The organism is Escherichia whittamii, from assembly GCF_014836715.1.
Lineage (GTDB): Bacteria > Pseudomonadota > Gammaproteobacteria > Enterobacterales > Enterobacteriaceae > Escherichia > Escherichia whittamii.
On the sequence record NZ_JACSQI010000003.1, the window covers coordinates 375463 to 398123 of the forward strand.

Below are 22661 nucleotides of genomic sequence, written 5' to 3' on the forward strand. Positions count from 1 at the left end.
TTATTCTCCCCGTGAGTCAGCGTTATCTTTCTTTTGCTGACGACCCAGTTCACGCACCGCCATCACGCTGACACCGGCAACCAGCCCAACCACGCCGCCGAGCAAACCGATAGCGCCCGCAGAGACGTTGCCGCCTTCTTTCGCGTTGACGTCCGGTTTTTGTGAACGCGGCGTTTGGTTTTCGACGTTGGCAAGCTGATGGATGCCTTTATGGAAGCCGATACCTTCTTCGTTACAGCCGTAGCACGGGTGACCAATTGCCACCGGCCACACGCCGCCAACGTCGCAGAATTGCAGCGTTGAGCAGTTGCCGTAAGTTTCTGGCCCTTTACAGCCGAGGTGGTACAGGCACCAGCCTTCGCGGTGGCCTTCATCGCCGAACTCTTTCGCAAAACGACCAGCATCGAAGTGTGGGCGACGTTCACAGTGTTCGTGAATCAGACGACCATAGGCGAAGGTCGGACGGTTTTTGTCATCCAGCTTCGGCGGTTTGCCGTAAGTAATGATGTGCGCAACGGTCGCGAGGAAGTTGTGTGGGTTCGGCGGGCAGCCAGGAATATTGATTACGGTTTTGCCTGGCAGAACTTCTTGCAGGCTGACCGCGCCGGTTGGGTTAACCCCAGCCGCGGCGACACCGCCCCACGCGGAGCAGGAACCGATAGCGATAATTGCTGCTGCGCCTTCTGCCGCTTTGCGGATGTGGTCCACAATCGGCTCACCGGCAACCATGCAATAAATACCGTTATCTTTTAATGGGATGGAACCATCCACAACCAACACATACTGCCCTTTGTATTTCTCGAGCGCGTTATGTTTGTTCTCTTCAACCTGATGGCCGAAGGCGGCGGAGAGCACTTCGTGATATTCCAGAGAGATAGTCTCCAGCACGAGGTTTTCTACCGTAGGATGCGTTGCACGAAGCAGAGATTCCGTGCAACCGGTGCACTCCTGCGCGCCAATCCAGATAACCGGCGGGCGCTGCGGGTTAGTGACCGATTCGGCCATCTCTGCGGCGGCTTTGCTACTTAACCCCATGGTGGCGGCTAATGCTGCACAAAGCTTCATGAAATCACGACGATTAATGCCGTGAGAATGGATGAGGGTGTTATCTCCAGTCATTTATAGTTATTCCGTTGCGAAGACCTGGCATATATTTTGCGTCAATCGCAAAATCAATAATGCGATCGATGCGCCATTTACCACACATTTATTATGGTTATCATCGCAATGATACTGCGGCGGGGCGCTAAAACGAAGGGAATAAGCATTAGTGTAATTAATTAAAGCAAGATAATACGTATGTTTGATCAATTTTCGAGGCGATAACCGGCCATAAAAAAACGCAACGTAGAACAGGAATTATTCTCACGAAAGAAATCCATTACCATCTCTTTATCCAGCCCATAACGGCGCGTCAGAATACCCGCTTCCCAGGCGCAAAGCTGGCGATCACCGGTCTTTTCATACATCCGGTGCGAGTAGCCTAATACAAAACCACGTTTATAATCGGCGCAAAATTTAGTCACATTAACCGCACTGTCGGCATGCGTGGCTTTTAATCCCGCCATTAAACCTTTACCGAAATGGTTATTCATCGTTTACCTCAATCGCTATATATAAACATATATAGCGATATTTTAGGCAAACTCCGACTTTAACGCACGCTATTTTTTCCTGCTCATGTAGGACGTTATCCTTTAAGGGATAAACTCATCAGGAAAGATATTTATCGAACCATGTCAGCGTCCTTTGCCAGGCAAGATCGGCGGCTGATTTGTCATAACGTGGCGTGGAATCATTATGGAATCCGTGGTTAACCCCCGGATAAATATACGCTTCATAGACTTTGTCATTGGCCTTCAACGCCGCCTCATAAGCAGGCCAGCCTTCGTTGATTCGCGTGTCCAGTTCAGCATAGTGGAGCAGTAAAGGCGCTTCTATCTTTGCCACATCGGCGGTGGGTGCCTGGCGACCATAAAATGGCACCGCGCAGGCCAGTTCCGGATATGCCACCGCTGCTGCGTTCGAGACGCCACCACCATAGCAAAATCCGGTTATGCCAACTTTGCCCGAGGCCTGGGGATAGTGTTGCATAAACTCAATTGCGGCAAAGAAATCATTCATCAGTTTGGTTGGGTCAATCTGCTGTTGCAGCTCGCGGCCTTTATCATCATTTCCCGGGTAACCACCAACGGAACTTAAACCGTCGGGGGCCAAAGCAATGTATCCCGCTTTAGCTACCCGCCGTGCTACATCTTCGATATACGGATTCAGCCCACGATTTTCATGCACTACCACCACAGCGGGTGTTTTGTCGCTCATTTTCGCAGGCCTCACCAGATAACCGCGTACCTCGCCGTGACCATTTGGCGACGGATATGTAATGTACTCAGCGACAATCTCCGGGTCGGTAAACTCTACCTGGGTCGCCCACGCGTAATTTGGTTTGAGCAACTCAAACAACGCTAACGCCGTCATCCCGCCCACCGCGTACTTCGCCGCCAGGTTGAGGAACTCACGTTTCGATATTTTCCCATGAGCGTAATAGTCGTAGTAATCCAGCAACTCTTGCGGAAAATCTTTGGCGGTCAAACGCGGCATCGTTTTACTCCTCAGTTGGTGTTTTTTTAAGCAAAGCATAAGCGTGTGTTTTTGCCCAGTTTTTCGTCACTCTGTGAGCGATGCTACGGGATACGTCCTGGTAAATCGCTAGACTAGAAACATTGTTTCGAAATTGAACGATGGAAAGGAGATGTCATGGTCTGGTTAGCGAATCCCGAACGTTACGAGCAGATGCAGTACCGCTATTGCGGAAAAAGCGGTTTACGCCTGCCCGCCCTGTCGCTCGGTTTGTGGCACAATTTCGGTCACGTCAACGCGCTGGAAACACAGCGTGCAATCCTGCGCAAAGCCTTTGATTTGGGTATTACTCACTTCGACTTAGCCAACAACTACGGCCCGCCTCCTGGCAGTGCGGAAGAGAATTTTGGTCGTCTATTACGGGAAGATTTTGCGCCTTATCGTGACGAGTTAATTATCTCCACCAAAGCTGGCTATGATATGTGGCCTGGTCCGTATGGCTCTGGCGGGTCGCGTAAATACTTGCTTGCCAGCCTCGACCAAAGCCTGAAGCGTATGGGGCTTGAGTATGTCGATATCTTTTACTCGCACCGCGTCGATGAAAATACGCCGATGGAAGAAACCGCTTCTGCGTTGGCCCATGCCGTGCAAAGTGGTAAGGCGCTGTATGTCGGGATCTCCTCTTACTCGTCTGAGCGGACGCAAAAAATGGTCGAGTTGCTGCGCGAGTGGAAAATTCCGTTGTTAATTCATCAACCTTCATACAATTTGCTCAACCGCTGGGTAGATAAAAGCGGTCTGCTGGATACTCTGGAAAATAACGGTGTAGGCTGCATCGCTTTCACCCCACTGGCCCAGGGATTGCTGACCGGAAAATATCTCAACGGTATTCCTGAAGATTCACGGATGCATCGCGAAGGTCATAAAGTTCGTGGCCTGACACCGAAAATGCTCACCGAAGCGAATCTCACCAGCCTGAGGCTATTGAATGAAATGGCACAGCAGCGAGGTCAGTCTATGGCGCAAATGGCGTTAAGCTGGTTGCTGAAAGACGATCGAGTGACGTCGGTATTGATTGGCGCCAGCCGTCCGGAGCAACTGGAGGAGAACGTGCAGGCATTGAATAATCTGGCGTTTAGTGCCGAAGAACTGGCACAGATTGACCAGCATATCGCCGATGGCGAGCTAAACCTGTGGCAGGCGTCTTCCGATAAATAACAAATTCATACCGGGCGCGAGAACCGCGCCCGCATAAGATCAGTGATTATGACGAGTCAATCGGTCAAGATAGCCCATCACAAATGCAGAAAGCACAAACGTCAGATGGATAATGACGTACCACATCAGTTTGTTATCCGGGACATTTTTCGCATCCATAAAGACGCGCAGTAAGTGAATGGAAGAGATTGCCACAATCGACGCTGCCACTTTGTTTTTTAGCGACGTTGCGTCCATTTTCCCCAGCCAGTTCAGCTTCTCTTTGTTCTCGGAGATATCCAGCTGCGAGACGAAATTCTCATAACCGGAAAACATCACCATCACCAGCAGACCGCCAACCAGCGTCATATCCACCAGCGACAGCAACACAAGGATCAAATCTGATTCCGCCATCGAGAAGATATTTGGCAGGACGTGAATAATCTCCTGAAAGAACTTCAGCGCCAGGGCAACCAGCGCCAGCGAAAGGCCAAAGTACACGGGGGCAAGCAGCCAGCGAGAAGCATACATTGCATTTTCAAGAAAACGTTCCATACATTCCTGTCGTGTAGTTAAAACGGGCAACAGTATATCGCAATTGAGTAAACAGCACGCAACAGCAAATCAACATATACGTTAAACCTTTGTCGCATAATTCTGAGGTTTAGGGATCTTCCTGGTTCCCTAATCAACGCATTGAGAGCATCTACCCTTAAAGGACGTTGAACCTGAAGGGAGAAAAGCGATGTCTCATTTAAAAGACCCCACCACACAGTATTACTCTGGTGAATATCCCAAACAGAAACAACCAACGCCCGGCATCCAGGCGAAGATGACGCCCGTGCCAGATTGCGGCGAGAAAACCTATGTTGGTAGCGGTCGCCTGAAAGATCGTAAAGCACTGGTGACTGGGGGCGATTCCGGAATCGGCCGCGCTGCCGCCATCGCTTACGCGCGTGAAGGCGCTGACGTGGCAATTAGTTATCTTCCGGCGGAAGAAGAAGATGCCCAGGATGTGAAAAAGATTATTGAAGAGTGCGGACGCAAAGTCTTTCTGCTGCCGGGCGATTTAAGCGATGAGAAATTTGCCCGTTCGCTGGTTCACGAAGCACATAACGCGTTAGGCGGGCTGGATATTATGGCGCTGGTCGCTGGTAAACAGGTTGCCATTCCTGATATTGCAGATCTCACCAGCGAGCAGTTTCAAAAAACTTTTGCTATTAACGTTTTCGCACTGTTCTGGCTAACCCAGGAAGCAATTCCCCTGCTGCCGAAAGGCTCAAGTATCATCACCACTTCGTCAATCCAGGCCTACCAGCCAAGCCCGCATTTGCTGGACTATGCTGCTACGAAGGCGGCGATTCTTAACTACAGCCGTGGTCTGGCGAAGCAGGTCGCGGAGAAAGGCATTCGGGTGAATATTGTCGCACCAGGCCCTATCTGGACGGCACTGCAAATTTCCGGCGGACAGACGCAGGATAAGATCCCACAGTTTGGTCAGAAAACGCCGATGAAACGTGCGGGGCAGCCGGCGGAACTGGCTCCGGTGTATGTTTATCTGGCAAGTCAGGAGTCGAGCTACGTCACCGCAGAAGTGCACGGCGTGTGCGGCGGCGAACATTTAGGCTAAAAAAATGCCCGGTTGTAAAAGTAACCGGGCGTCATTGTGCATTTAACTCTTGCCAGATGCGGTGTAAACGCCTTATCCGGCCTACATGCCCCTGCAAACTCAACATGTTGCAATAGACTTTGTAGGCCTGATAAGCGTAGCGCATCAGGCAATTTTGCTTTACTTCGCTCTGGCAGTTTCTTCGCCGACCAGACCAATCTTCAGGTAACCTGCCTGATGCAGCTTATCCATTACCTTCATCAACATCTCGTAGTCGACGGTCTTATCTGCACGGAAGAAGATGGTGGTGTCTTTCTTACCTTCAGTTAACGCATTCAGCGCCGTAACCATCGTTTCATCGGTGACCGGATCGTTACCGATAAACATTGAGTTGTCCGCCTTCACTGACAGGTAAACCGGTTTTTCCGGGCGTGGCTGCGGCGTGCTGGTAGAAGCAGGCAAGTTCACCTTCACATCTACCGTCGCTAACGGTGCCGCCACCATAAAGATAATCAGCAGAACCAACATCACGTCGATAAACGGCGTCACGTTGATATCATGCATTTCGCCGTTATCATCGAGGTTTTCGTTAAGATGCATTGCCATCGGACATTATCCTGCGCGTAATTTTTGTGCAACACGAACCGGATGCGCAGCGGCGCTGGCTTCCAGATCCAGGTCACGGCTTTGCAGCAACAATACTTGCGCAGCGACATCACCCAGCATCGCTTTAAAGCCGCCAATTTGACGTGCAAATACGTTATAGATAACGACCGCCGGAATCGCTGCCACCAGACCGATTGCTGTTGCCAGCAGTGCTTCTGCGATACCCGGCGCAACGACTGCCAGGTTGGTAGTCTGCGTTTGCGCAATACCGATAAAGCTGTTCATGATGCCCCAGACCGTACCAAACAGACCAACGAACGGCGAAATCGCGCCGATGGTTGCAAGGTAGCCGTTACCGCGGCCCATTTGACGACCTACTGCGGCGACCCGACGCTCAAGGCGGAAACTGGTACGCTCTTTAATACCTTCGTTATCGTCGCTGCCTTCTGACAGTTCCAGCTCATTTTGCGCTTCATTGAGCAAATGCAGGCTTAAGCTTTTGCTGCCAAAATCAGCGGCGATATTGTTGGCCTGGTTTAAGGAGCGGGCTTCAGCCAGCAGTTGCTGTTCGCGCTTCAGGCGACGCTTCTGGTTGAAGAACTCTACGCTCTTACTGAAGAAGATTGCCCAGGTGACTACGGAGGCCAGAATCAGCCCAATCATCACGCACTTAACGACAATGTCGGCGTGCTGATACATACCCCAGACGGAAAGGTCCGTCTGCATTAAATTATTACCCACTGTGTATCTCCAGGACGCAAGTCACAAAATCTGCGCATAATAATATCAAAACGACGTCGAATTGATAGTCGTTCTCATTACTATTTGCATACTGCCGCACCTTTGTTTTCTTTTCTTTGCGTTTACGCAGTAAAAAAGTCACCAGCACGCCATTTGCGAAAATTTTCTGTTTTATGCCAATTCTTCAGGATGCACCCGTGGATATTCATGCTAGTTTAGACATCCAGACGTATAAAAACAGGAATCCCGACATGGCAGACAAACAACTTGATACTCAACTGGTCAATGCAGGACGCAGCAAAAAATACACTCTCGGCGCGGTAAATAGCGTGATTCAGCGCGCCTCTTCGCTGGTTTTTGACAGTGTGGAAGCCAAAAAACATGCGACGCGCAATCGCGCCAATGGTGAGTTGTTCTATGGACGGCGCGGAACGCTAACGCACTTCTCATTACAAGAAGCGATGTGTGAACTGGAAGGTGGCGCAGGTTGCGTGCTGTTTCCTTGCGGGGCGGCAGCGGTTGCCAATTCCATTCTTGCTTTTGTCGAACAGGGCGATCATGTGTTGATGACCAATACCGCCTACGAGCCGAGCCAGGATTTCTGTAGCAAAATCCTCAGCAAGTTGGGCGTAACGACATCATGGTTTGATCCGCTGATTGGCGCAGATATCGTTAAACATCTGCAGCCAAACACCAAAGTCGTATTTCTGGAATCACCTGGCTCCATCACTATGGAAGTACATGATGTTCCAGCGATTGTTGCCGCCGTACGCAGTGTCGTTCCGGACGCCATCATTATGATCGATAACACCTGGGCCGCCGGAGTGCTGTTCAAAGCTCTTGATTTTGGTATCGATGTTTCCATTCAGGCCGCCACCAAATATCTGGTAGGGCATTCGGATGCGATGATCGGTACTGCGGTGTGCAATGCCCGTTGCTGGGAGCAACTACGAGAAAATGCCTATTTGATGGGGCAGATGGTCGACGCCGATACCGCCTATATGACCAGCCGTGGCCTGCGTACACTGGGCGTGCGTCTGCGCCAACATCATGAAAACAGCCTGAAAGTAGCTGAATGGCTGGCCGTACACCCGCAGGTTGAGCGGGTTAACCACCCTGCTTTGCCAGGCAGTAAAGGCCATGAATTCTGGAAACGAGACTTTACAGGCAGCAGCGGACTATTTTCTTTTGTGCTCAAGAAAAGACTCAACGATGAAGAACTGGCGAACTATCTGGATAACTTCAGTTTATTCAGCATGGCCTTCTCATGGGGCGGGTATGAATCCTTAATCCTCGCGAACCAGCCAGAGCATCTCGCCGCCATCCGCCCGCAAGGTAAGATCGATTTTAGCGGCACCTTGATCCGCCTGCATATTGGTCTGGAAAATGTCGACGATCTGATTGCCGATCTGGACGCAGGCTTCGCGCGAATTGTGTAACGTTGCCAGTTTGGACAATTTTGCAGACATTTAATTGTGAATAGTCTTAAATTGTTGCGTCCGGGATCAAGGCGTCCCGGACGATTCAGGAGTACAATAGTCAAATTAAGGCTTAAACGCTGTTCCACAGGAAAGTCCATGGCTGTTATTCAAGATATCATCGCTGCGCTCTGGCAACATGACTTTGCCGCGCTGGCGGACCCTCACATTGTTAGCGTTGTTTACTTTGTCATGTTTGCCACGCTGTTTTTAGAAAACGGCCTGTTGCCCGCCTCATTTTTGCCTGGCGACAGTTTGTTGATTCTGGCTGGCGCATTGATTGCCCAGGGGGTTATGGATTTTCTGCCAACAATCACGATTCTGACTGCCGCAGCCAGCCTGGGTTGTTGGTTGAGTTATATTCAGGGACGTTGGCTAGGTAATACCAAAACGGTGAAAGGCTGGCTGGCACAGCTTCCGGCCAAATATCATCAGCGCGCCACCTGTATGTTTGACCGCCACGGTCTGCTGGCGCTGCTGGCTGGACGTTTTCTCGCCTTTGTCCGCACGCTGCTGCCAACCATGGCGGGGATTTCCGGACTGCCAAACCGCCGCTTCCAGTTTTTCAACTGGTTAAGCGGGTTGCTATGGGTCAGCGTGGTAACCAGTTTTGGCTATGCCTTAAGCATGATCCCGTTTGTAAAACGCCATGAAGATCAGGTGATGACGTTCCTGATGATCCTGCCGATTGCCTTGTTAACCGCTGGCTTGCTAGGCACGCTTTTCGTGGTGATTAAAAAAAAGTACTCTAGTGCCTGACGATTTCCTCCGTTCCCGGTGGCCATGCCGGGAACGCATTTAACTCCCCTGCATCGCCCGCATTCTGGCTGCATCTTCTCCCGGCGTCACACCGAAATAACGTTTAAACTCACGGCTAAATTGCGACGCGCTTTCATAGCCGACGCGCATCGCCGCCGCGCTGGCCTTCATGCCGTTGTGGATTATCATCATCCGCGCCTTATGCAGACGGTAATTCTTCAGATACTGCAACGGCGAAGTGCTGGTGACAGACTTAAAATTATGGTGGAACGCCGAAACGCTCATATTGGCTTCTGCTGCCAATTGCTCAACGCTCAGGTTTTCGGTGTATTTATTCTCAATTCGTTTCAGCACGCGGCTAATCAGGCTGAAATGCGTCTGGCGACTGACCAGCGCCAGTAGCGCGCCGCCACAAGGCCCCGTCAGCACATAGTAAAGAATTTCGCGGATAATCTGTTTACCGAGAATGCGCGCATCCAGCGGTCGTTCCATCACATCCAGTAACCGCTCTGCCGCGCATAAAATCTCTTCGGACAATGTGGCGGAATTAATACCGCTGGCAGCCATCGATGGCTGGAAATGTTCATCTTCGCCAATGTCCATCAACAGCTCTTGTAACTGCAAAATATCAACATTGAGACGCACTCCCGCCAGCGGCACCTCTGGCGTGGCATAGGTTTCGCATTCAAACGGCAACGGCACAGTCAGCAGCAGGTATTCGTTGGCGTCATAGCGAAACACGCGTTCATTGATATAACCGATTTTATGCCCGGAAAAGAGAATTATGATGCCAGGCTCATACATCACTGGCGTACGCGCACCGGGGTTCTCGCCATACAATAAGCGCACATCAGGCAACATATCTGACAAACTATTTTCTTTATTTTTCAGTCTATTAATTTTATCCGTCAGTAGGCGGCATATCTCTTCACGTTTCATATCGCGTAATTTCTTAGGAATAATGCGGCAATTTGATTGTGCGCAATTTTGTACCATTTCTCCAGCACTCTGGAGAAATAGGCAAGACATTGGCAGGAATGAGCATTGAGAGCCACGGCGCTGGCGACCACAATAAAAAACATCAGGCAGACCGATCTCTGCCCTCATATTGGCCCAGCAAAGGGAGCAAGTAATGAACAACTTTAATCTGCACACCCCAACCCGCATTCTGTTTGGTAAAGGCGCAATCGCTGGTTTACGCGAACAAATTCCTCACGATGCTCGCGTATTGATTACCTACGGCGGCGGCAGCGTGAAAAAAACCGGCGTTCTCGATCAAGTTCTGGATGCGCTGAAAGGTATGGACGTGCTGGAGTTTGGTGGTATTGAGCCAAACCCGGCTTATGAAACGCTGATGAACGCCGTGAAACTGGTTCGCGAACAGAAAGTGACTTTCCTGCTGGCGGTTGGCGGCGGTTCCGTACTGGACGGCACCAAATTTATCGCCGCAGCGGCAAATTATCCTGAAAACGTCGATCCGTGGCACATTCTGCAAACTGGCGGCAAAGAGATTAAAAGCGCTATCCCGATGGGCTGTGTGCTGACGCTGCCAGCAACCGGTTCTGAATCTAACGCGGGTGCGGTGATTTCCCGTAAAACCACTGGCGACAAACAGGCGTTCCATTCTGCCCATGTTCAGCCGGTATTTGCCGTACTCGATCCGGTTTATACCTACACCCTGCCGCCGCGCCAGGTGGCTAACGGCGTAGTGGACGCCTTTGTGCACACCGTGGAACAGTATGTGACCAAACCGGTTGATGCCAAAATTCAGGACCGCTTCGCCGAAGGCATTTTACTGACGCTTCTCGAAGATGGTCCGAAGGCCCTGAAAGAGCCAGAAAACTACGATGTTCGCGCCAACGTCATGTGGGCAGCGACTCAGGCACTGAACGGTTTGATAGGCGCTGGCGTACCGCAGGACTGGGCAACGCATATGCTGGGACACGAACTGACTGCTATGCACGGCCTGGATCACGCACAAACGCTGGCAATCGTCCTGCCTGCCCTGTGGAATGAAAAACGCGACACCAAGCGCGCGAAACTACTGCAATACGCTGAACGCGTCTGGAACATCACCGAAGGTTCCGACGACGAGCGCATTGACGCCGCGATTGCCGCTACCCGTAACTTCTTCGAGCAATTGGGCGTGCCGACGCATCTTTCCGACTACGGTCTGGACGGCAGCTCTATCCCGGCATTGCTGAAAAAACTGGAAGAACACGGCATGACCCAACTGGGCGAAAATCATGATATTACGCTGGATGTCAGCCGCCGCATCTACGAAGCCGCTCGTTAAGCTTTTTACGCCTCAAACTTTCGTTTTCGGGCATTTCGTCCAGACTTAAGTTCACAACATCTCACCGGAGCCTGCTCCGGTGAGTTCATGTAAGGAGGAACGTATGACTAATCCAACCGTTATTAAGCTACAGGACGGCAATGTCATGCCCCAGCTGGGACTGGGCGTCTGGCAAGCAAGTAATGAGGAAGTTATCAGCGCTATTCAAAAAGCATTAGAAGTGGGTTATCGTTCGATTGATACCGCCGCAGCCTACAAGAACGAAGAAGGTGTCGGCAAAGCCCTGAAAAATTCCGCACTTAACAGAGAAGAGCTGTTCATCACCACTAAACTGTGGAACGACAACCACAAGCGCCCCCGCGAAGCCCTGCTCGACAGTCTGAAAAAACTCCAGCTTGATTATATCGACCTCTACTTAATGCACTGGCCCGTTCCCGCAATCGACCATTATGTCGAAGCATGGAAAGGAATGATTGAGCTGCAAAAAGAGGGATTAATCAAAAGTATCGGCGTCTGCAATTTCCAGATCCACCATCTTCAGCGTCTGATTGATGAAACTGGTGTGGCGCCTGTTATTAACCAGATAGAACTTCACCCGCTGATGCAGCAACGTCAGTTGCATGCCTGGAACGCCACACACAAAATCCAGACCGAATCCTGGAGCCCATTAGCCCAGGGCGGGAAAGGCGTATTCGATCAGAATATCATTCGCTACCTGGCGGATAAATACGGCAAAACTCCAGCGCAGATTGTTATCCGCTGGCATCTGGATAATGGTCTGGTCGTAATCCCGAAATCGGTCACCCCTTCACGCATTGCTGAAAACTTCGATGTCTGGGATTTCCGGCTCGACAAAGACGAACTTGGTGACATTGCGAAACTCGACCAGGGTAAACGCCTCGGCCCCGATCCCGACCAGTTCAGCGGCTAACGCACAAATTCTCCCGGTAGCGGTAATGTTCCGCTACCGGACTTTTCAGAAATCATTTATTCCCCTCGCCTCCCGCCCGTTGTTACTCTCCCCTGTTCAGGAACGCCAATTATAAGGACATCATCATGCGGAGCTGGAAGCTCTTAAAGGAACAACTCATCTACACCAGGGATAAACGCGACGGAGAGGTGAAAAACAGATGAAAATAATGGTTCTGTTTTTGACTGCCTTTTTAAGTTTTACCGTTCAGGCGCAATCCCCCTCGCTGACCGCTGAACAAACAGTCAGGCAGATTTATCAATACTATACCGGTAGCGCTAGCGTTCCTTATTTCGGTGATAACAGTGAGCAGGCAATAACATCAACGCGAATGCAAAAGGCGCTAACCCTGAATGACAATCTCACGCTGCCGGGTAATATTGGCTGGCTGGATTACGATCCGGTTTGCGATTGTCAGGATTACGGCGATCTGGTGTTAGAAAGTGTCGCGGTTACTCAAACGGATGCCGATCACGTGGATGCCCTTGTGCGCTTTCGTCCCTATAAAGACGATAAAGAAAAGACCACGCAAACACTGAAGATGGTGGCAGAAAATGGTCGTTGGATGATTGATGATATTGTCAGCAATCATGGCAGCGTCTGGCAGTCAGTTAACGGTGAGAATGAAAAAATATTGGCGGTACTGGCATCACTACAAAAAGAGCAACCTGAAGCCTTTGTCGCCGAGTTGTTTGACCATATCACTCATTATAGCTGGCCCTGGACGTGGGTTGTTTCCAACACCTATCGCCAGGCTGTTAATGCCTTCTATAAAACCACCTTCAAGACTGGCAGCAACTCCGATGAAGATATGCAATTAGAGCGGCAATTTATTTACGACAACCCAATCTGTTTTGGCGAAGAGTCGTTATTTTCACGCGTTGATGAAATTCGTGTGCTGGAGAAAACTGCCGATTCCGCCCGTATTTCTGTTCGTTTTGCATTGACCAATGGCAACAGCGAAGAACAAGAATTCGTTTTACAGCGGCGTGAAGATCAGTGGGAAATTGCCGATTTTATCCGCCCAGGCAGCGGAAGCTTACTTAAACAGATTGAAGCGAAGACTGCCGCCAGATTACAGCAATAAACGGAATAATTAACACCAGATAAAGGGAACTGGAAATGAATAATCAACTGTTACTCTTTTTTATAATGTTCATTCTCACAGGCTGCGTCAATAATGAAAAAATCAGTCATGTAGAAAATGATATTCATCTGATAAATATAAAAATCGATCAACTCCAACAGGATATCGACGCGTTACGTCAGGAAATTCAGGTAGCGAAAGAAGCGGCAGAAAATGCCAATACACGGTTGGATGATGCCGGAAGATGGCCGGACGGAATTTGGGCACACCCGCCACGCTGGTAATACGCGGCTAAACGTCAAGCAACTATTAATCAGAACAATGAAAAACAGGAAGAAATAAATAATGAAAAAGACTTTCAGCGTGGGAACACTAATTCTGGTAACCGGCTTATTAAGCGGATGTGTCAATGAGCAAAAGGTCAATCAGCTGGCGAACAATGTTCAAACCTTAAATGCAAAAATCGCCCGACTTGAGCAGGATATGAAAGCATTACGCCCACTAATCTACGCCGCCAAATCCGAAGCTAACAGAGCCAATACGCGTCTTGATGCGCAGGACTATTTTGATTGCCTGCGCTGCTTGCGTATGTATGCGGAATGACAAAACAATCCCCGGCAGCACTCAGTTACCGGGGATATATTTTAACGTCCGACCGCCGCTTTAGGCCGCTTCTTCGCACCAGCATTTACCGGGCGAGATTGCGTAGATGGCGCTTTTTTTGCCGTCGCAGGCGTCTGGCGCTGAGTCGCCATCGGCGTATGTTTGGTCAACGCCGGGCGGGTATTGCGGTTCTGACGACGCGCTTCACGCATCTCTTCAATGGTTGGCGCAGGCACTAAGCAATCGCGACGGCTGCCAATCAGATGCTTTTTACCCATTGCTTCCAGCGCCTGACGGATTAACGGCCAGTTTGCCGGATCGTGGTAACGCAACAACGCTTTATGCAAACGACGCTGCTTGTCGCCCTTCGGTACGAAGACGTCTTCGCTCTTATAACCAATCTTCGCCAGCGGGTTTTTCCCGGTGTAATACATGGTGGTGGAGTTAGCCAACGGCGACGGATAGAAGTTCTGTACCTGGTCGAGGCGGAAGCGATGCTTTTTCAGCCACAGCGCCAGATTCACCATATCTTCATCACGCGTACCGGGGTGCGCAGAGATGAAATACGGGATCAGATACTGCTCTTTACCTGCCTGTTTCGAGTAGGTGTCAAACAGCTCTTTAAAGCGGTCATAGCTGCCCATGCCCGGCTTCATCATCTTCGACAACGGCCCTTCTTCGGTATGTTCCGGGGCAATTTTCAGATAACCACCGACGTGATGGGTCGCCAGCTCTTTGATATAGCGCGGATCTTCCACGGCGATGTCATATCGCACGCCAGAGGCGATAAGGATTTTTTTAATGCCTTTTAGATCGCGCGCGCGGCGATAGAGGTTGATCGTCGGTTCGTGGTTCGTGTCCATATGCGGACAAATATCCGGGTAAACGCACGACAAACGGCGGCAGGTCTGCTCGGCGCGCGGTGATTTACAGCGCAACATATACATGTTGGCCGTTGGGCCGCCGAGATCGGAAATCACGCCCGTAAAACCAGGAACAGTGTCGCGGATCGCTTCGATCTCATTAATGATCGAATCTTCCGAACGGCTCTGAATAATACGCCCTTCGTGCTCGGTAATAGAACAGAAAGAGCAGCCGCCAAAGCAGCCACGCATAATATTGACCGAGAAACGGATCATCTCGTAAGCCGGAATACGGGCATTACCGTAAGCCGGATGCGGGACACGCTTGTACGGCAGCGCAAAGACGCTGTCCATCTCTTCGGTAGAAAGCGGTATTGCAGGTGGGTTGATCCACACATAGCGGTCGCCGTGTTTTTGCATCAACGCCCGCGCGCAGCCTGGATTGGTTTCGTGGTGCAGAATACGCGAAGCATGAGCGTACAGCACTTTATCGCCCTTCACTTTCTCGAAAGAAGGCAGCAACACGTAGGTTTTTTCCCACGGTTTCGGGCGTGGCGGCTGCACGGTAACAGCTTTGGCTTCCTGTTTTTTCGGTGCCACCGGTTTGTTATCCGCGCACGGCAGGTCTTCACCATACGGATGCGGGATTGGGTCTATTTTCCCTGGGGTATCAAGACGGGTCGAATCCACGCCGCTCCAGCCAGGCAGCGCTTCTTTCACGATAATCGCAGTATTACGCACATCGCGGATTTCACTAATCGGCTCGCCCATCGCCAGACGATGCGCCACTTCCACCAGCGGACGCTCACCGTTACCGAACATCAGCATGTCGGCCTTGGAATCCACCAGCACCGAACGGCGCACGGTATCAGACCAGTAATCATAATGCGCGGTACGGCGCAGGCTGGCTTCGATACCGCCGAGGATCACCGGCACATCTTTCCACGCCTCTTTACAACGCTGGGTATAAACCAGTGTGGCGCGATCCGGACGCTTCCCTGCGACGTTATCCGGCGTGTAAGCGTCGTCATGACGCAAACGGCGATCGGCAGTGTAACGGTTGATCATCGAGTCCATGTTGCCTGCGGTAACGCCGAAAAACAGATTCGGTTTACCCAGACGCATAAAATCGTCTTTGCTGCTCCAGTCCGGCTGGGCGATGATCCCAACGCGAAAGCCCTGCGCTTCCAGCATACGACCGCAAATCGCCATCCCGAAGCTCGGGTGATCGACATACGCGTCGCCTGTAACCAAAATGATGTCGCAGCTATCCCAGCCAAGTTGATCCATCTCTTCACGAGACATCGGCAAAAACGGTGCCGGTCCAAAACAGGCGGCCCAGTACTGCGGCCAGGAGAACAGGTCGCGATCCGGTTGGATCAGGGAGATAGAGCTCATTTTGCTTCCAGAAATGGTAAAAAAATAATCAAAGGCCGGGGATTATACGCTGTATCGCGCGCGGAAATGAAGTGGTGTTGATGAAAGGTTACGAAATACCCTGGCGATGGTTTTTCACAGCCCAACTATAGCAAACACATTTAAGGCTAGCGGTATCGTGGCAACTGCCGCTACTATTTATGCCGATCAGCAACGCTCAAGTCATGTTGCACGACGATCGGCTATCCGAGGACACCCACAGTAAGGCAAGGTATGGAACAGGTTATTACAAAGCGCCGCTATTACGATATTGGTCTACAGATTGAGGAGTTGCTATATTCAGGCGTATTTAAAGCCGGAGAGCGCCTACCTTCAGAACGTGAACTGAGCGAGCGGTTTAATACCAGCCGAACTACCATTCGTGAAGCCATCATTATGCTGGAACTGAAAGGCGTGCTGAATGTGAAGCAAGGGTCAGGGATCTTCTTTGTTGATTCCACCGATAAGCTCAATCAGAAATCATTGATGCCTTATTCAGAAATTGGCCCGTTTGAACTGTTACAGGCGCGTCAGGTAATTGAGAGCAATATTACTGGCTTTGCAGCCAGCCAGATCAGCTTTAACGAGTTACAAGAGTTAAAGAAAATCATTGGATTACAGGAAAAAGCCATCGCTGCGGAAAGTGATAAATTTGAAGACCTGGATCATCGTTTTCATAGCCTTATTGCCGAAGCGACGCAAAATCGGGTACTCATCAAACAAGCCGCCGAATTATGGCGGGCAGTGCGCACAGAAAACCCCCGCTGGAAAAAGCTGAACTACAAGTATCTGCACGAAAAGCATTTGCGTCTGCAATGGCTGGAAGATCACCGGGCTATTTTCCTTGCACTGCAACAAAAAGATTCAGAGCTTGCCAGGGAAGCATCCTGGAATCATCTGGAAAACAGCAAAAATGAACTGATCAAAATCTTCAAACAAGACGCCTCCATTAGCGATTTTGATGACTTTTTCTTCGCTCGTTAACCTTCATTAATCCAGAGCTGACGTGAAAATAACGCTGGCTCTGCGTCCCTTCTTTGGTACACCATATATTGCAAATTGGTCTAATGAATAAATGAACAGCAAACTGATGATAAAGTGCGCTTTGTTCATGCCAGATGCGACGTTAACTCCTTACCACCAAAAGAAAACCATAAAAATTCAATGCATTATATGATTCACGTAGGCCTGATACGCGTAGCGCATCAGGCAGTTTTGCGTTTATCATCAATCTCAAATCACCTCCTTATGTTCTATTTCGTACTTTTACCTTTCTCCGCAGCGTGATGCATCTCTCTTTTTTTGGTCTAGCATGTTATGTAAATTGGTCTGCACATAATGACTACCAGGAGTAAGAGCATAATGTCAGGGAACGAAAGCATCGCTGTCGCCCACTATGACCAGGTAACCACCTGGCCCCGAGATGGGTTACAGGCAGATATTGTCCATATTGGTTTTGGCGCTTTTCATCGCGGACACCAGGCTGTCTACACGGATCTCACTAACCAGCTTTCAGACACCCGCTGGGGGATCTTTGAGATCAACCTGTTTGGTGATGTTCAACTGATCGAAAACTTAAATGCGCAAAATGGGCTGTTTTCGGTTGTAGAAACGTCTGCATCGCAATCGACCTCACGTCTTGTGCGTTCGGTGACCGGTGGTATTCATACCCCAATGGATGGCATTTCCGCAGCAATCCAGAGATTGACGGAACCTCAGGTAAAAATCGTTTCATTAACCATCACCGAGAAAGGTTATTGCCTCGATCCGCAAACGCGTTCGCTTAATCTCACCAATGGATTAATCCAACACGATCTACAAAACCCGGATGCGCCTCAGTCGGCTATTGGCTTGATCGTCTGTGCTTTGCAACAACGTAAAGAGGCAGGACTCGCCGCTTTTAGCGTGCTCTCCTGCGATAACTTGCCAGACAATGGGCATCTGACGCGAAATGCTGTTCTCGGCTTTGCCCGGCAGTTGGACCTGACGTTGGCTCAGTGGATCGAAGAAAATGTCTCGTTTCCAGGCACGATGGTAGATCGCATTGTTCCGGCAATGACCGAATCGCAATTCGCCTTACTGGAAACTAAAACTGGTTATGCCGACCCCTGCGGGATCGTCTGCGAATCCTTTCGCCAGTGGGTGATCGAAGATAATTTTGTGCACGGGCGACCGGAATGGGATAAAGCAGGCGCGATGTTTGTCAGCAATGTTCAGCCTTATGAAGAGATGAAGTTACGCATGTTAAATGGTAGCCATTCATTTCTGGCTTATCACGGCTCACTGGCAGGCTATGAATTTATCTGGCAATGCATGGAAGACGCTGATTTTCGTTCCATTACTCGCCAGCTGATGATTAATGAACAAGCCCGAACACTTAATCCAGACTTAAATATCGACGTCCAGGAATACGCCAACCTGTTAATTGAACGCTTTAGCAACCGTAATGTTGCACACCGTACCGGGCAAATCGCTATGGACGGTTCGCAAAAGCTTCCCCAGCGAGCGCTGACTCCCTGGCTGAAATTGCATCGGCAAAAACAAAACAATACTGTTTTGTCACTGCTCGTTGCGGGTTGGTTGCATTATGTCATTGAAGCTGTTGAGAAAAACCAGTCTATCGCTGATCCAATGAGTGAACAATTTCATGCGCTAATAAAGGAACAACAAGACGCATGGCAACAGGCGCTCGTATTACTGCACCTTAGCGCCATATTTGGTGAATTAAGCAATCATCAGCCGTTTATAAAAGAAATAAAAATCGCCTTTGCGAATATAAAAAACAAAGGCATCAAGGCCACCATCAGCCAATTATTATCGGATGAGCAGAAATGAAAACATTAATTTGTCAGCAGCCTGGCGTTATGGAATATGTGGAAAAGGATATTCCCACCCCAGCAGATAATGAAGTGCTGTTAAAAATCAAAGCAGTGGGTATTTGTGGTACTGATATTCACGCTTTTGCCGGCAGACAGCCTTTTTTTAGCTACCCACGTGTATTAGGTCATGAAATATGCGCAGAAGCGGTTTCGCGAGGCAGTCAGTGCCAAACAGCACAGTCAGGCCAGCGCTATTCCGTCATCCCATGCATTCCGTGTGGCGAGTGCGCAGCCTGTCGGGAAGAGAAAACGAACTGCTGCGAACGTGTTTCGCTATATGGCGTGCATCAGGATGGCGGTTTTAGTGAGTATCTTGCTGTACGTGAAGACAATCTTGTCCCACTCCCTGACGAAGTCAGCGACAGCGCCGGAGCATTGGTTGAATGTTTCGCTATTGGTGCGCACGCCGTTCGCCGGGCTGAGATCAAGGCTGAACAAAACGTACTGGTGATTGGCGCCGGGCCAATCGGTCTGGCTACCGCCGCCATCGCCAGGGCTAAAGGGGCGCATGTTGTTGTTGCGGATATCGATAGCCAACGTCGCCAGCACGTTGTGGATAATCTGGCTATTAATGCCTTCGATCCCACACCGGAAGATTTTATTGTCGCGCTTCGTGAGGCCTTTGGCGGCGAACTGGCTTGCGTAGTACTGGATGCGACGGGAAATAAAGCTTCAATGAGTCAGGATGTAAATCTTATTCGTCATGGGGGCAAAATTGTTTTCATCGGTTTGTATATTGGCGAACTCGTTATTGACGATCCAACCTTCCACAAAAAAGAGACAACGTTACTCAGCAGTCGCAATGCCACACGGGAAGATTTCGCATTGGTAATTGAACTAATGCGCAGCAATAAAATTCACGAAGATTTAATGAAAAACCAGCAATTTGATTTCTTTAGTGTTGGCGAGGATTACCAGCGTAACGTTGTAGAAAACAAAAATATGGTCAAAGGTGTGATCACTTTTTAAGGGAACAAAGATGACAACTGTTTATGTCAGTGAAGCAAATTTAAAATCGCTGGTGCACCACAAATTACATACTGCCGGACTGGATACTAACACCGCACAACAAGTTTCGGATGTTTTAGTACATGCCGATATTACCGGGGTGCATTCTCACGGTGTTATGCGTGTCGAACATTATTGCACTCGCCTTGCTGCCGGAGGGTTAAATAAAACCGCGCAATTTAGTATTGAGCAAATATCACCGTCAGTGGCCATTTTCGACTCTGATGACGGGATGGGACATTCAGCATTAATTAGCGCCACAGAGCACGCCATCAAACTGGCACAGGAAGAAGGTCTTGGGTTCGTTAGCGTCAAAAACGCCTCTCACTGTGGCGCGTTATCTTATTTTGCAGAGATGGTCACCAACCAGGGATTGATTGCTATCGTAATGACGCAAACCGATACCTGTGTGGCTCCTTATGGCGGTGCCGAGCGCTTTTTGGGGACTAATCCCATCGCCTTTGGTTTCCCGGTTGAAAACAGCCACCCGATGATTGTTGATATGGCGACCAGTGCTACTGCTTTCGGCAAAATACTTCATGCAAAGGAAACCGGTAAACATATTGGCGAGGGGCTGGCGATAGATAAAGACGGTTATGGCACCACTGATCCGCACAAGATTGAAAACCTGCTACCTTTCGGCCAACACAAAGGTTCAGGGATTGCGCTGGCTATAGATGCACTGACTGGCGTGCTAATGAATGCGAATTTTGGCAACCATATTGTTCGTATGTATGGCGATTATGACAAGATGCGTAAGCTGGCGAGTCTGGTTATTGCCATCGATCCGAAAAAACTCGGCAATCCTGTTTTTGCTGAAACCATGGCACAAATGGTCACAGAGTTGCATGCCGTTAAACCGGTTCCCGGCGTTGAAAAAGTATTAGCGCCGAATGATCCTCAAATACACTACAAAGAAAAATGTCAGCAGGAAGGTATTCCGGTTCCGGCAGGAATTTTCCATTATCTGACAACGAATTAATAACCACTTTTTATTATAACGATAGAAAAGCGCTGTATTTATCGTTTCTGTTATATTAACCAGGAGCAGGATATGAAAGCACTTCGTCCTCTGACGGCATCGCTTATGCTGTTGACCAGTTGTTTATTAATCTCTAATACAACACTGGCAAAAACAACATTAAAACTCAGCCATAATCAGGATAAAAGCCATGCTGTCCATAAAGCATTAAGTTATTTAGCGGATAAAACAAAAGAATATTCTAACGGTGAATTAGTTATTCGTATTTACCCGAATGCGACATTGGGCAACGAGCGTGAATCACTGGAGTTAATGAACTCCGGCGCATTACAGATGGTAAAAGTAAATGCTGCATCACTGGAGTCTTTCGCCCCAGATTACAGTCTTTTCAGTCTGCCATTCTTATTCCGCGACCGCGATCACTATTATCGCGTTCTGCAAAGTGATTTAGGTAAAAAAATACTTAACTCATCAGAAAGTAAAGGTTTTGTTGGTATTACATATTATGACGGCGGAGCGAGAAGTTTTTACGCCAATAAACCAATTACTAAACCTGAAGATTTAGCGGGAATGAAAATCAGGGTTCAACAGAGCCCCAGTGCCATTGCAATGATGAAAGCACTTGGTGGTGTCGCCACACCGATGGCCCAGGGTGAACTCTATACCGCCCTTCAGCAAGGTGTGGTTGATGGCGGGGAAAACAATACCGTTGTCTATGCCGACATGCGTCACGCCGAGGTGGCAAAAGTCTATTCACGTGATGAACACACCATGGTGCCTGATGTGTTAATTATCAGCACCAATGTGTTGAATAAACTTGGAGACAAAGAGCGCACGGCATTATTAAAAGCAGCCGATGAATCAATGATGCAAATGAAAGATGTCATCTGGCCTGCCGCTGAAAAAGAAGCCTACGACAAAATGAAAGAGATGAACGCAACAGTGGTTGATGTTGATAAATCCGCTTTCAAAGAACGCGTAAAACCGCTATACGATGAATTCAAGGCGAAAGATGCACAATCGGCTCAAAACCTTGAGCAAGTAGAAAGTATGTAACCTTAATGGGCAGGTAATTCCTGCCCTTTCATGGAAGACTTATGCGTACACTCACTCATATTCTTAACAAGATCCTTGCCGGATGTTGCAGCATCATTCTTGCCATTATGGTGTTCTGTGTAACCTGGCAAGTTATTGCTCGTTTTATTTTTAACGCGCCCAGTACCGTGCTTGATGAATTTACCCAGATTTTATTTATGTGGATGATTTTACTAGGCGGTGTATATACAGCCGGTTTAAAAAAACATCTGGCTATTGATTTGTTGGCGCAGAAACTTCCTGCGGCATCAGTGCTGATGCTTGACAGTTTTATCCAAATTATTATTACCGTCTTTGCAGTTATTTTCATGATCTATGGAGGAAATATTGTTGTTGAAAAGGCGCAACATGTTGGACAAATTTCTCCGGTATTAAAGTGGCCGATGGATAAAGTCTATTGGGTTATGCCTGTCAGTGGTTTTATTCTGGTCTGGTATTCAGTGATGAATATTATCGACAATTATCGCAAACGGAATTCTCATTAACGAGGGA

General features: G+C 49.3%; 23 protein-coding genes. 15 read left to right on the forward strand and 8 right to left on the reverse strand.

Annotated elements, in window-relative coordinates; all coding sequences use genetic code 11:
* The 3 genes from hybO to yghX form a co-directional block, all read right to left on the reverse strand.
* Complete coding sequence (gene hybO / locus H9644_RS07495) at positions 1 to 1119, reverse strand: hydrogenase 2 small subunit (protein ID WP_000145410.1); 1119 nt, start codon at positions 1117 to 1119, stop codon at positions 1 to 3.
* A 188-nt stretch (positions 1120 to 1307) separates the two neighbouring features.
* Positions 1308 to 1595, reverse strand: a complete 288-nt coding sequence (gene yghW, locus H9644_RS07500) for a DUF2623 family protein YghW (RefSeq protein ID WP_064529658.1) — start codon at positions 1593 to 1595, stop codon at positions 1308 to 1310.
* Positions 1596 to 1713: 118 nt separating this feature from the next.
* The gene (gene yghX, locus H9644_RS07505; RefSeq protein ID WP_191773986.1) at positions 1714 to 2601 is read right to left on the reverse strand and encodes a YghX family hydrolase; all 888 of its coding nucleotides are present in this window, start codon (positions 2599 to 2601) and stop codon (positions 1714 to 1716) included.
* Positions 2602 to 2757: 156 nt separating this feature from the next.
* On the opposite strand from yghX, the gene gpr reads away from it, so the two are divergent.
* A complete protein-coding gene (gene gpr / locus H9644_RS07510) occupies positions 2758 to 3798 on the forward strand; it encodes an L-glyceraldehyde 3-phosphate reductase (RefSeq protein WP_191773988.1) in 1041 nt (346 codons plus the stop codon).
* Positions 3799 to 3837: 39 nt separating this feature from the next.
* Here the strand turns inward: gpr and H9644_RS07515 are convergent, their stop codons facing one another.
* A complete protein-coding gene (locus tag H9644_RS07515) occupies positions 3838 to 4332 on the reverse strand; it encodes a TIGR00645 family protein (RefSeq protein WP_000439331.1) in 495 nt (164 codons plus the stop codon).
* Between the two features lie 190 nt (positions 4333 to 4522).
* Here H9644_RS07515 and yghA point away from each other — a divergent pair, with 190 nt between their 5' ends.
* Positions 4523 to 5407: an NADP(+)-dependent aldehyde reductase gene (gene yghA / locus H9644_RS07520; protein ID WP_064529655.1), complete on the forward strand. Its 885-nt coding sequence runs from the start codon at positions 4523 to 4525 to the stop codon at positions 5405 to 5407.
* Positions 5408 to 5566: 159 nt separating this feature from the next.
* On the opposite strand, the gene exbD is transcribed toward yghA, so the two are convergent.
* On the reverse strand, positions 5567 to 5992 hold the full coding sequence (exbD, locus tag H9644_RS07525) for a TonB system transport protein ExbD (RefSeq protein ID WP_064529654.1): 426 nt from the start codon (positions 5990 to 5992) through the stop codon (positions 5567 to 5569).
* A gap of 6 nt (positions 5993 to 5998) precedes the next feature.
* Complete coding sequence (exbB, locus tag H9644_RS07530) at positions 5999 to 6733, reverse strand: tol-pal system-associated acyl-CoA thioesterase (protein WP_064529653.1); 735 nt, start codon at positions 6731 to 6733, stop codon at positions 5999 to 6001.
* Positions 6734 to 6984: 251 nt separating this feature from the next.
* On the opposite strand from exbB, the gene metC reads away from it, so the two are divergent.
* Together metC and yghB are read left to right on the forward strand one after the other, a co-directional pair.
* The gene (metC, locus tag H9644_RS07535; protein WP_191773990.1) at positions 6985 to 8172 is read left to right on the forward strand and encodes a cystathionine beta-lyase; all 1188 of its coding nucleotides are present in this window, start codon (positions 6985 to 6987) and stop codon (positions 8170 to 8172) included.
* Between the two features lie 138 nt (positions 8173 to 8310).
* Positions 8311 to 8970, forward strand: a complete 660-nt coding sequence (gene yghB, locus H9644_RS07540; protein WP_064529651.1) for a DedA family general envelope maintenance protein YghB — start codon at positions 8311 to 8313, stop codon at positions 8968 to 8970.
* A gap of 39 nt (positions 8971 to 9009) precedes the next feature.
* On the opposite strand, the gene yqhC is transcribed toward yghB, so the two are convergent.
* Positions 9010 to 9909 (reverse strand): DNA-binding transcriptional regulator YqhC, encoded by a 900-nt coding sequence (gene yqhC / locus H9644_RS07545; protein WP_225221315.1) that lies wholly within the window; start codon positions 9907 to 9909, stop codon positions 9010 to 9012.
* Positions 9910 to 10102: 193 nt separating this feature from the next.
* On the opposite strand from yqhC, the gene yqhD reads away from it, so the two are divergent.
* The 5 genes from yqhD to yqhH all read left to right on the forward strand — a co-directional run bounded on the left by yqhD (position 10103) and on the right by yqhH (position 13926).
* The gene (yqhD, locus tag H9644_RS07550) at positions 10103 to 11266 is read left to right on the forward strand and encodes an alcohol dehydrogenase (RefSeq protein ID WP_191773994.1); all 1164 of its coding nucleotides are present in this window, start codon (positions 10103 to 10105) and stop codon (positions 11264 to 11266) included.
* A 103-nt stretch (positions 11267 to 11369) separates the two neighbouring features.
* On the forward strand, positions 11370 to 12197 hold the full coding sequence (gene dkgA / locus H9644_RS07555) for a 2,5-didehydrogluconate reductase DkgA (protein ID WP_191773996.1): 828 nt from the start codon (positions 11370 to 11372) through the stop codon (positions 12195 to 12197).
* A gap of 199 nt (positions 12198 to 12396) precedes the next feature.
* On the forward strand, positions 12397 to 13323 hold the full coding sequence (locus H9644_RS07560) for a YbjP/YqhG family protein (protein WP_191773998.1): 927 nt from the start codon (positions 12397 to 12399) through the stop codon (positions 13321 to 13323).
* A 35-nt stretch (positions 13324 to 13358) separates the two neighbouring features.
* Positions 13359 to 13607: an LPP leucine zipper domain-containing protein gene (locus H9644_RS07565; RefSeq protein WP_191774000.1), complete on the forward strand. Its 249-nt coding sequence runs from the start codon at positions 13359 to 13361 to the stop codon at positions 13605 to 13607.
* Between the two features lie 61 nt (positions 13608 to 13668).
* Complete coding sequence (gene yqhH / locus H9644_RS07570) at positions 13669 to 13926, forward strand: lipoprotein YqhH (protein WP_064529645.1); 258 nt, start codon at positions 13669 to 13671, stop codon at positions 13924 to 13926.
* Between the two features lie 41 nt (positions 13927 to 13967).
* Here yqhH and H9644_RS07575 read toward each other — a convergent pair whose 3' ends face one another.
* Positions 13968 to 16187 (reverse strand): YgiQ family radical SAM protein, encoded by a 2220-nt coding sequence (locus H9644_RS07575; RefSeq protein WP_064529644.1) that lies wholly within the window; start codon positions 16185 to 16187, stop codon positions 13968 to 13970.
* Positions 16188 to 16439: 252 nt separating this feature from the next.
* Between H9644_RS07575 and H9644_RS07580 the strand changes: the two genes are divergently transcribed.
* The 6 genes from H9644_RS07580 to H9644_RS07605 all read left to right on the forward strand — a co-directional run bounded on the left by H9644_RS07580 (position 16440) and on the right by H9644_RS07605 (position 22654).
* On the forward strand, positions 16440 to 17189 hold the full coding sequence (locus tag H9644_RS07580; RefSeq protein ID WP_191774003.1) for an FCD domain-containing protein: 750 nt from the start codon (positions 16440 to 16442) through the stop codon (positions 17187 to 17189).
* A gap of 378 nt (positions 17190 to 17567) precedes the next feature.
* A complete protein-coding gene (locus H9644_RS07585) occupies positions 17568 to 19040 on the forward strand; it encodes a mannitol dehydrogenase family protein (protein WP_191774005.1) in 1473 nt (490 codons plus the stop codon).
* Positions 19037 to 20053, forward strand: a complete 1017-nt coding sequence (locus H9644_RS07590; protein ID WP_191774007.1) for a zinc-binding alcohol dehydrogenase family protein — start codon at positions 19037 to 19039, stop codon at positions 20051 to 20053. Before H9644_RS07585 ends, H9644_RS07590 begins: the two co-directional genes overlap by 4 nt.
* 10 nt (positions 20054 to 20063) lie before the next feature.
* Positions 20064 to 21074: an Ldh family oxidoreductase gene (locus H9644_RS07595; protein ID WP_191774009.1), complete on the forward strand. Its 1011-nt coding sequence runs from the start codon at positions 20064 to 20066 to the stop codon at positions 21072 to 21074.
* A 72-nt stretch (positions 21075 to 21146) separates the two neighbouring features.
* Positions 21147 to 22130, forward strand: coding sequence for a TRAP transporter substrate-binding protein (locus H9644_RS07600; RefSeq protein ID WP_191774011.1), 984 nt, complete (start codon positions 21147 to 21149; stop codon positions 22128 to 22130).
* Between the two features lie 41 nt (positions 22131 to 22171).
* Positions 22172 to 22654: a TRAP transporter small permease gene (locus tag H9644_RS07605; RefSeq protein WP_191774013.1), complete on the forward strand. Its 483-nt coding sequence runs from the start codon at positions 22172 to 22174 to the stop codon at positions 22652 to 22654.
* Positions 22655 to 22661: the final 7 nt, after the last annotated feature.

What these genes read in the sequence shown, in the direction of transcription:
- H9644_RS07515 (WP_000439331.1), bottom strand. Translation starts at nt 4,332, where the DNA reads ATGGAACGTTTTCTTGAAAATGCAATGTATGCTTCTCGCTGGCTGCTT.
- H9644_RS07580 (WP_191774003.1), top strand. Translation starts at nt 16,440, where the DNA reads ATGGAACAGGTTATTACAAAGCGCCGCTATTACGATATTGGTCTACAG.
- H9644_RS07560 (WP_191773998.1), top strand. Translation starts at nt 12,397, where the DNA reads ATGAAAATAATGGTTCTGTTTTTGACTGCCTTTTTAAGTTTTACCGTT.
- yghW (WP_064529658.1), bottom strand. Translation starts at nt 1,595, where the DNA reads ATGAATAACCATTTCGGTAAAGGTTTAATGGCGGGATTAAAAGCCACG.
- dkgA (WP_191773996.1), top strand. Translation starts at nt 11,370, where the DNA reads ATGACTAATCCAACCGTTATTAAGCTACAGGACGGCAATGTCATGCCC.
- H9644_RS07600 (WP_191774011.1), top strand. Translation starts at nt 21,147, where the DNA reads ATGAAAGCACTTCGTCCTCTGACGGCATCGCTTATGCTGTTGACCAGT.
- H9644_RS07575 (WP_064529644.1), bottom strand. Translation starts at nt 16,187, where the DNA reads ATGAGCTCTATCTCCCTGATCCAACCGGATCGCGACCTGTTCTCCTGG.
- hybO (WP_000145410.1), bottom strand. Translation starts at nt 1,119, where the DNA reads ATGACTGGAGATAACACCCTCATCCATTCTCACGGCATTAATCGTCGT.
- H9644_RS07605 (WP_191774013.1), top strand. Translation starts at nt 22,172, where the DNA reads ATGCGTACACTCACTCATATTCTTAACAAGATCCTTGCCGGATGTTGC.
- yqhH (WP_064529645.1), top strand. Translation starts at nt 13,669, where the DNA reads ATGAAAAAGACTTTCAGCGTGGGAACACTAATTCTGGTAACCGGCTTA.
- H9644_RS07590 (WP_191774007.1), top strand. Translation starts at nt 19,037, where the DNA reads ATGAAAACATTAATTTGTCAGCAGCCTGGCGTTATGGAATATGTGGAA.
- yqhD (WP_191773994.1), top strand. Translation starts at nt 10,103, where the DNA reads ATGAACAACTTTAATCTGCACACCCCAACCCGCATTCTGTTTGGTAAA.
- H9644_RS07585 (WP_191774005.1), top strand. Translation starts at nt 17,568, where the DNA reads ATGTCAGGGAACGAAAGCATCGCTGTCGCCCACTATGACCAGGTAACC.
- exbD (WP_064529654.1), bottom strand. Translation starts at nt 5,992, where the DNA reads ATGGCAATGCATCTTAACGAAAACCTCGATGATAACGGCGAAATGCAT.
- metC (WP_191773990.1), top strand. Translation starts at nt 6,985, where the DNA reads ATGGCAGACAAACAACTTGATACTCAACTGGTCAATGCAGGACGCAGC.
- H9644_RS07595 (WP_191774009.1), top strand. Translation starts at nt 20,064, where the DNA reads ATGACAACTGTTTATGTCAGTGAAGCAAATTTAAAATCGCTGGTGCAC.
- yqhC (WP_225221315.1), bottom strand. Translation starts at nt 9,909, where the DNA reads ATGAAACGTGAAGAGATATGCCGCCTACTGACGGATAAAATTAATAGA.
- yghA (WP_064529655.1), top strand. Translation starts at nt 4,523, where the DNA reads ATGTCTCATTTAAAAGACCCCACCACACAGTATTACTCTGGTGAATAT.
- yghX (WP_191773986.1), bottom strand. Translation starts at nt 2,601, where the DNA reads ATGCCGCGTTTGACCGCCAAAGATTTTCCGCAAGAGTTGCTGGATTAC.
- yghB (WP_064529651.1), top strand. Translation starts at nt 8,311, where the DNA reads ATGGCTGTTATTCAAGATATCATCGCTGCGCTCTGGCAACATGACTTT.
- H9644_RS07565 (WP_191774000.1), top strand. Translation starts at nt 13,359, where the DNA reads ATGAATAATCAACTGTTACTCTTTTTTATAATGTTCATTCTCACAGGC.
- gpr (WP_191773988.1), top strand. Translation starts at nt 2,758, where the DNA reads ATGGTCTGGTTAGCGAATCCCGAACGTTACGAGCAGATGCAGTACCGC.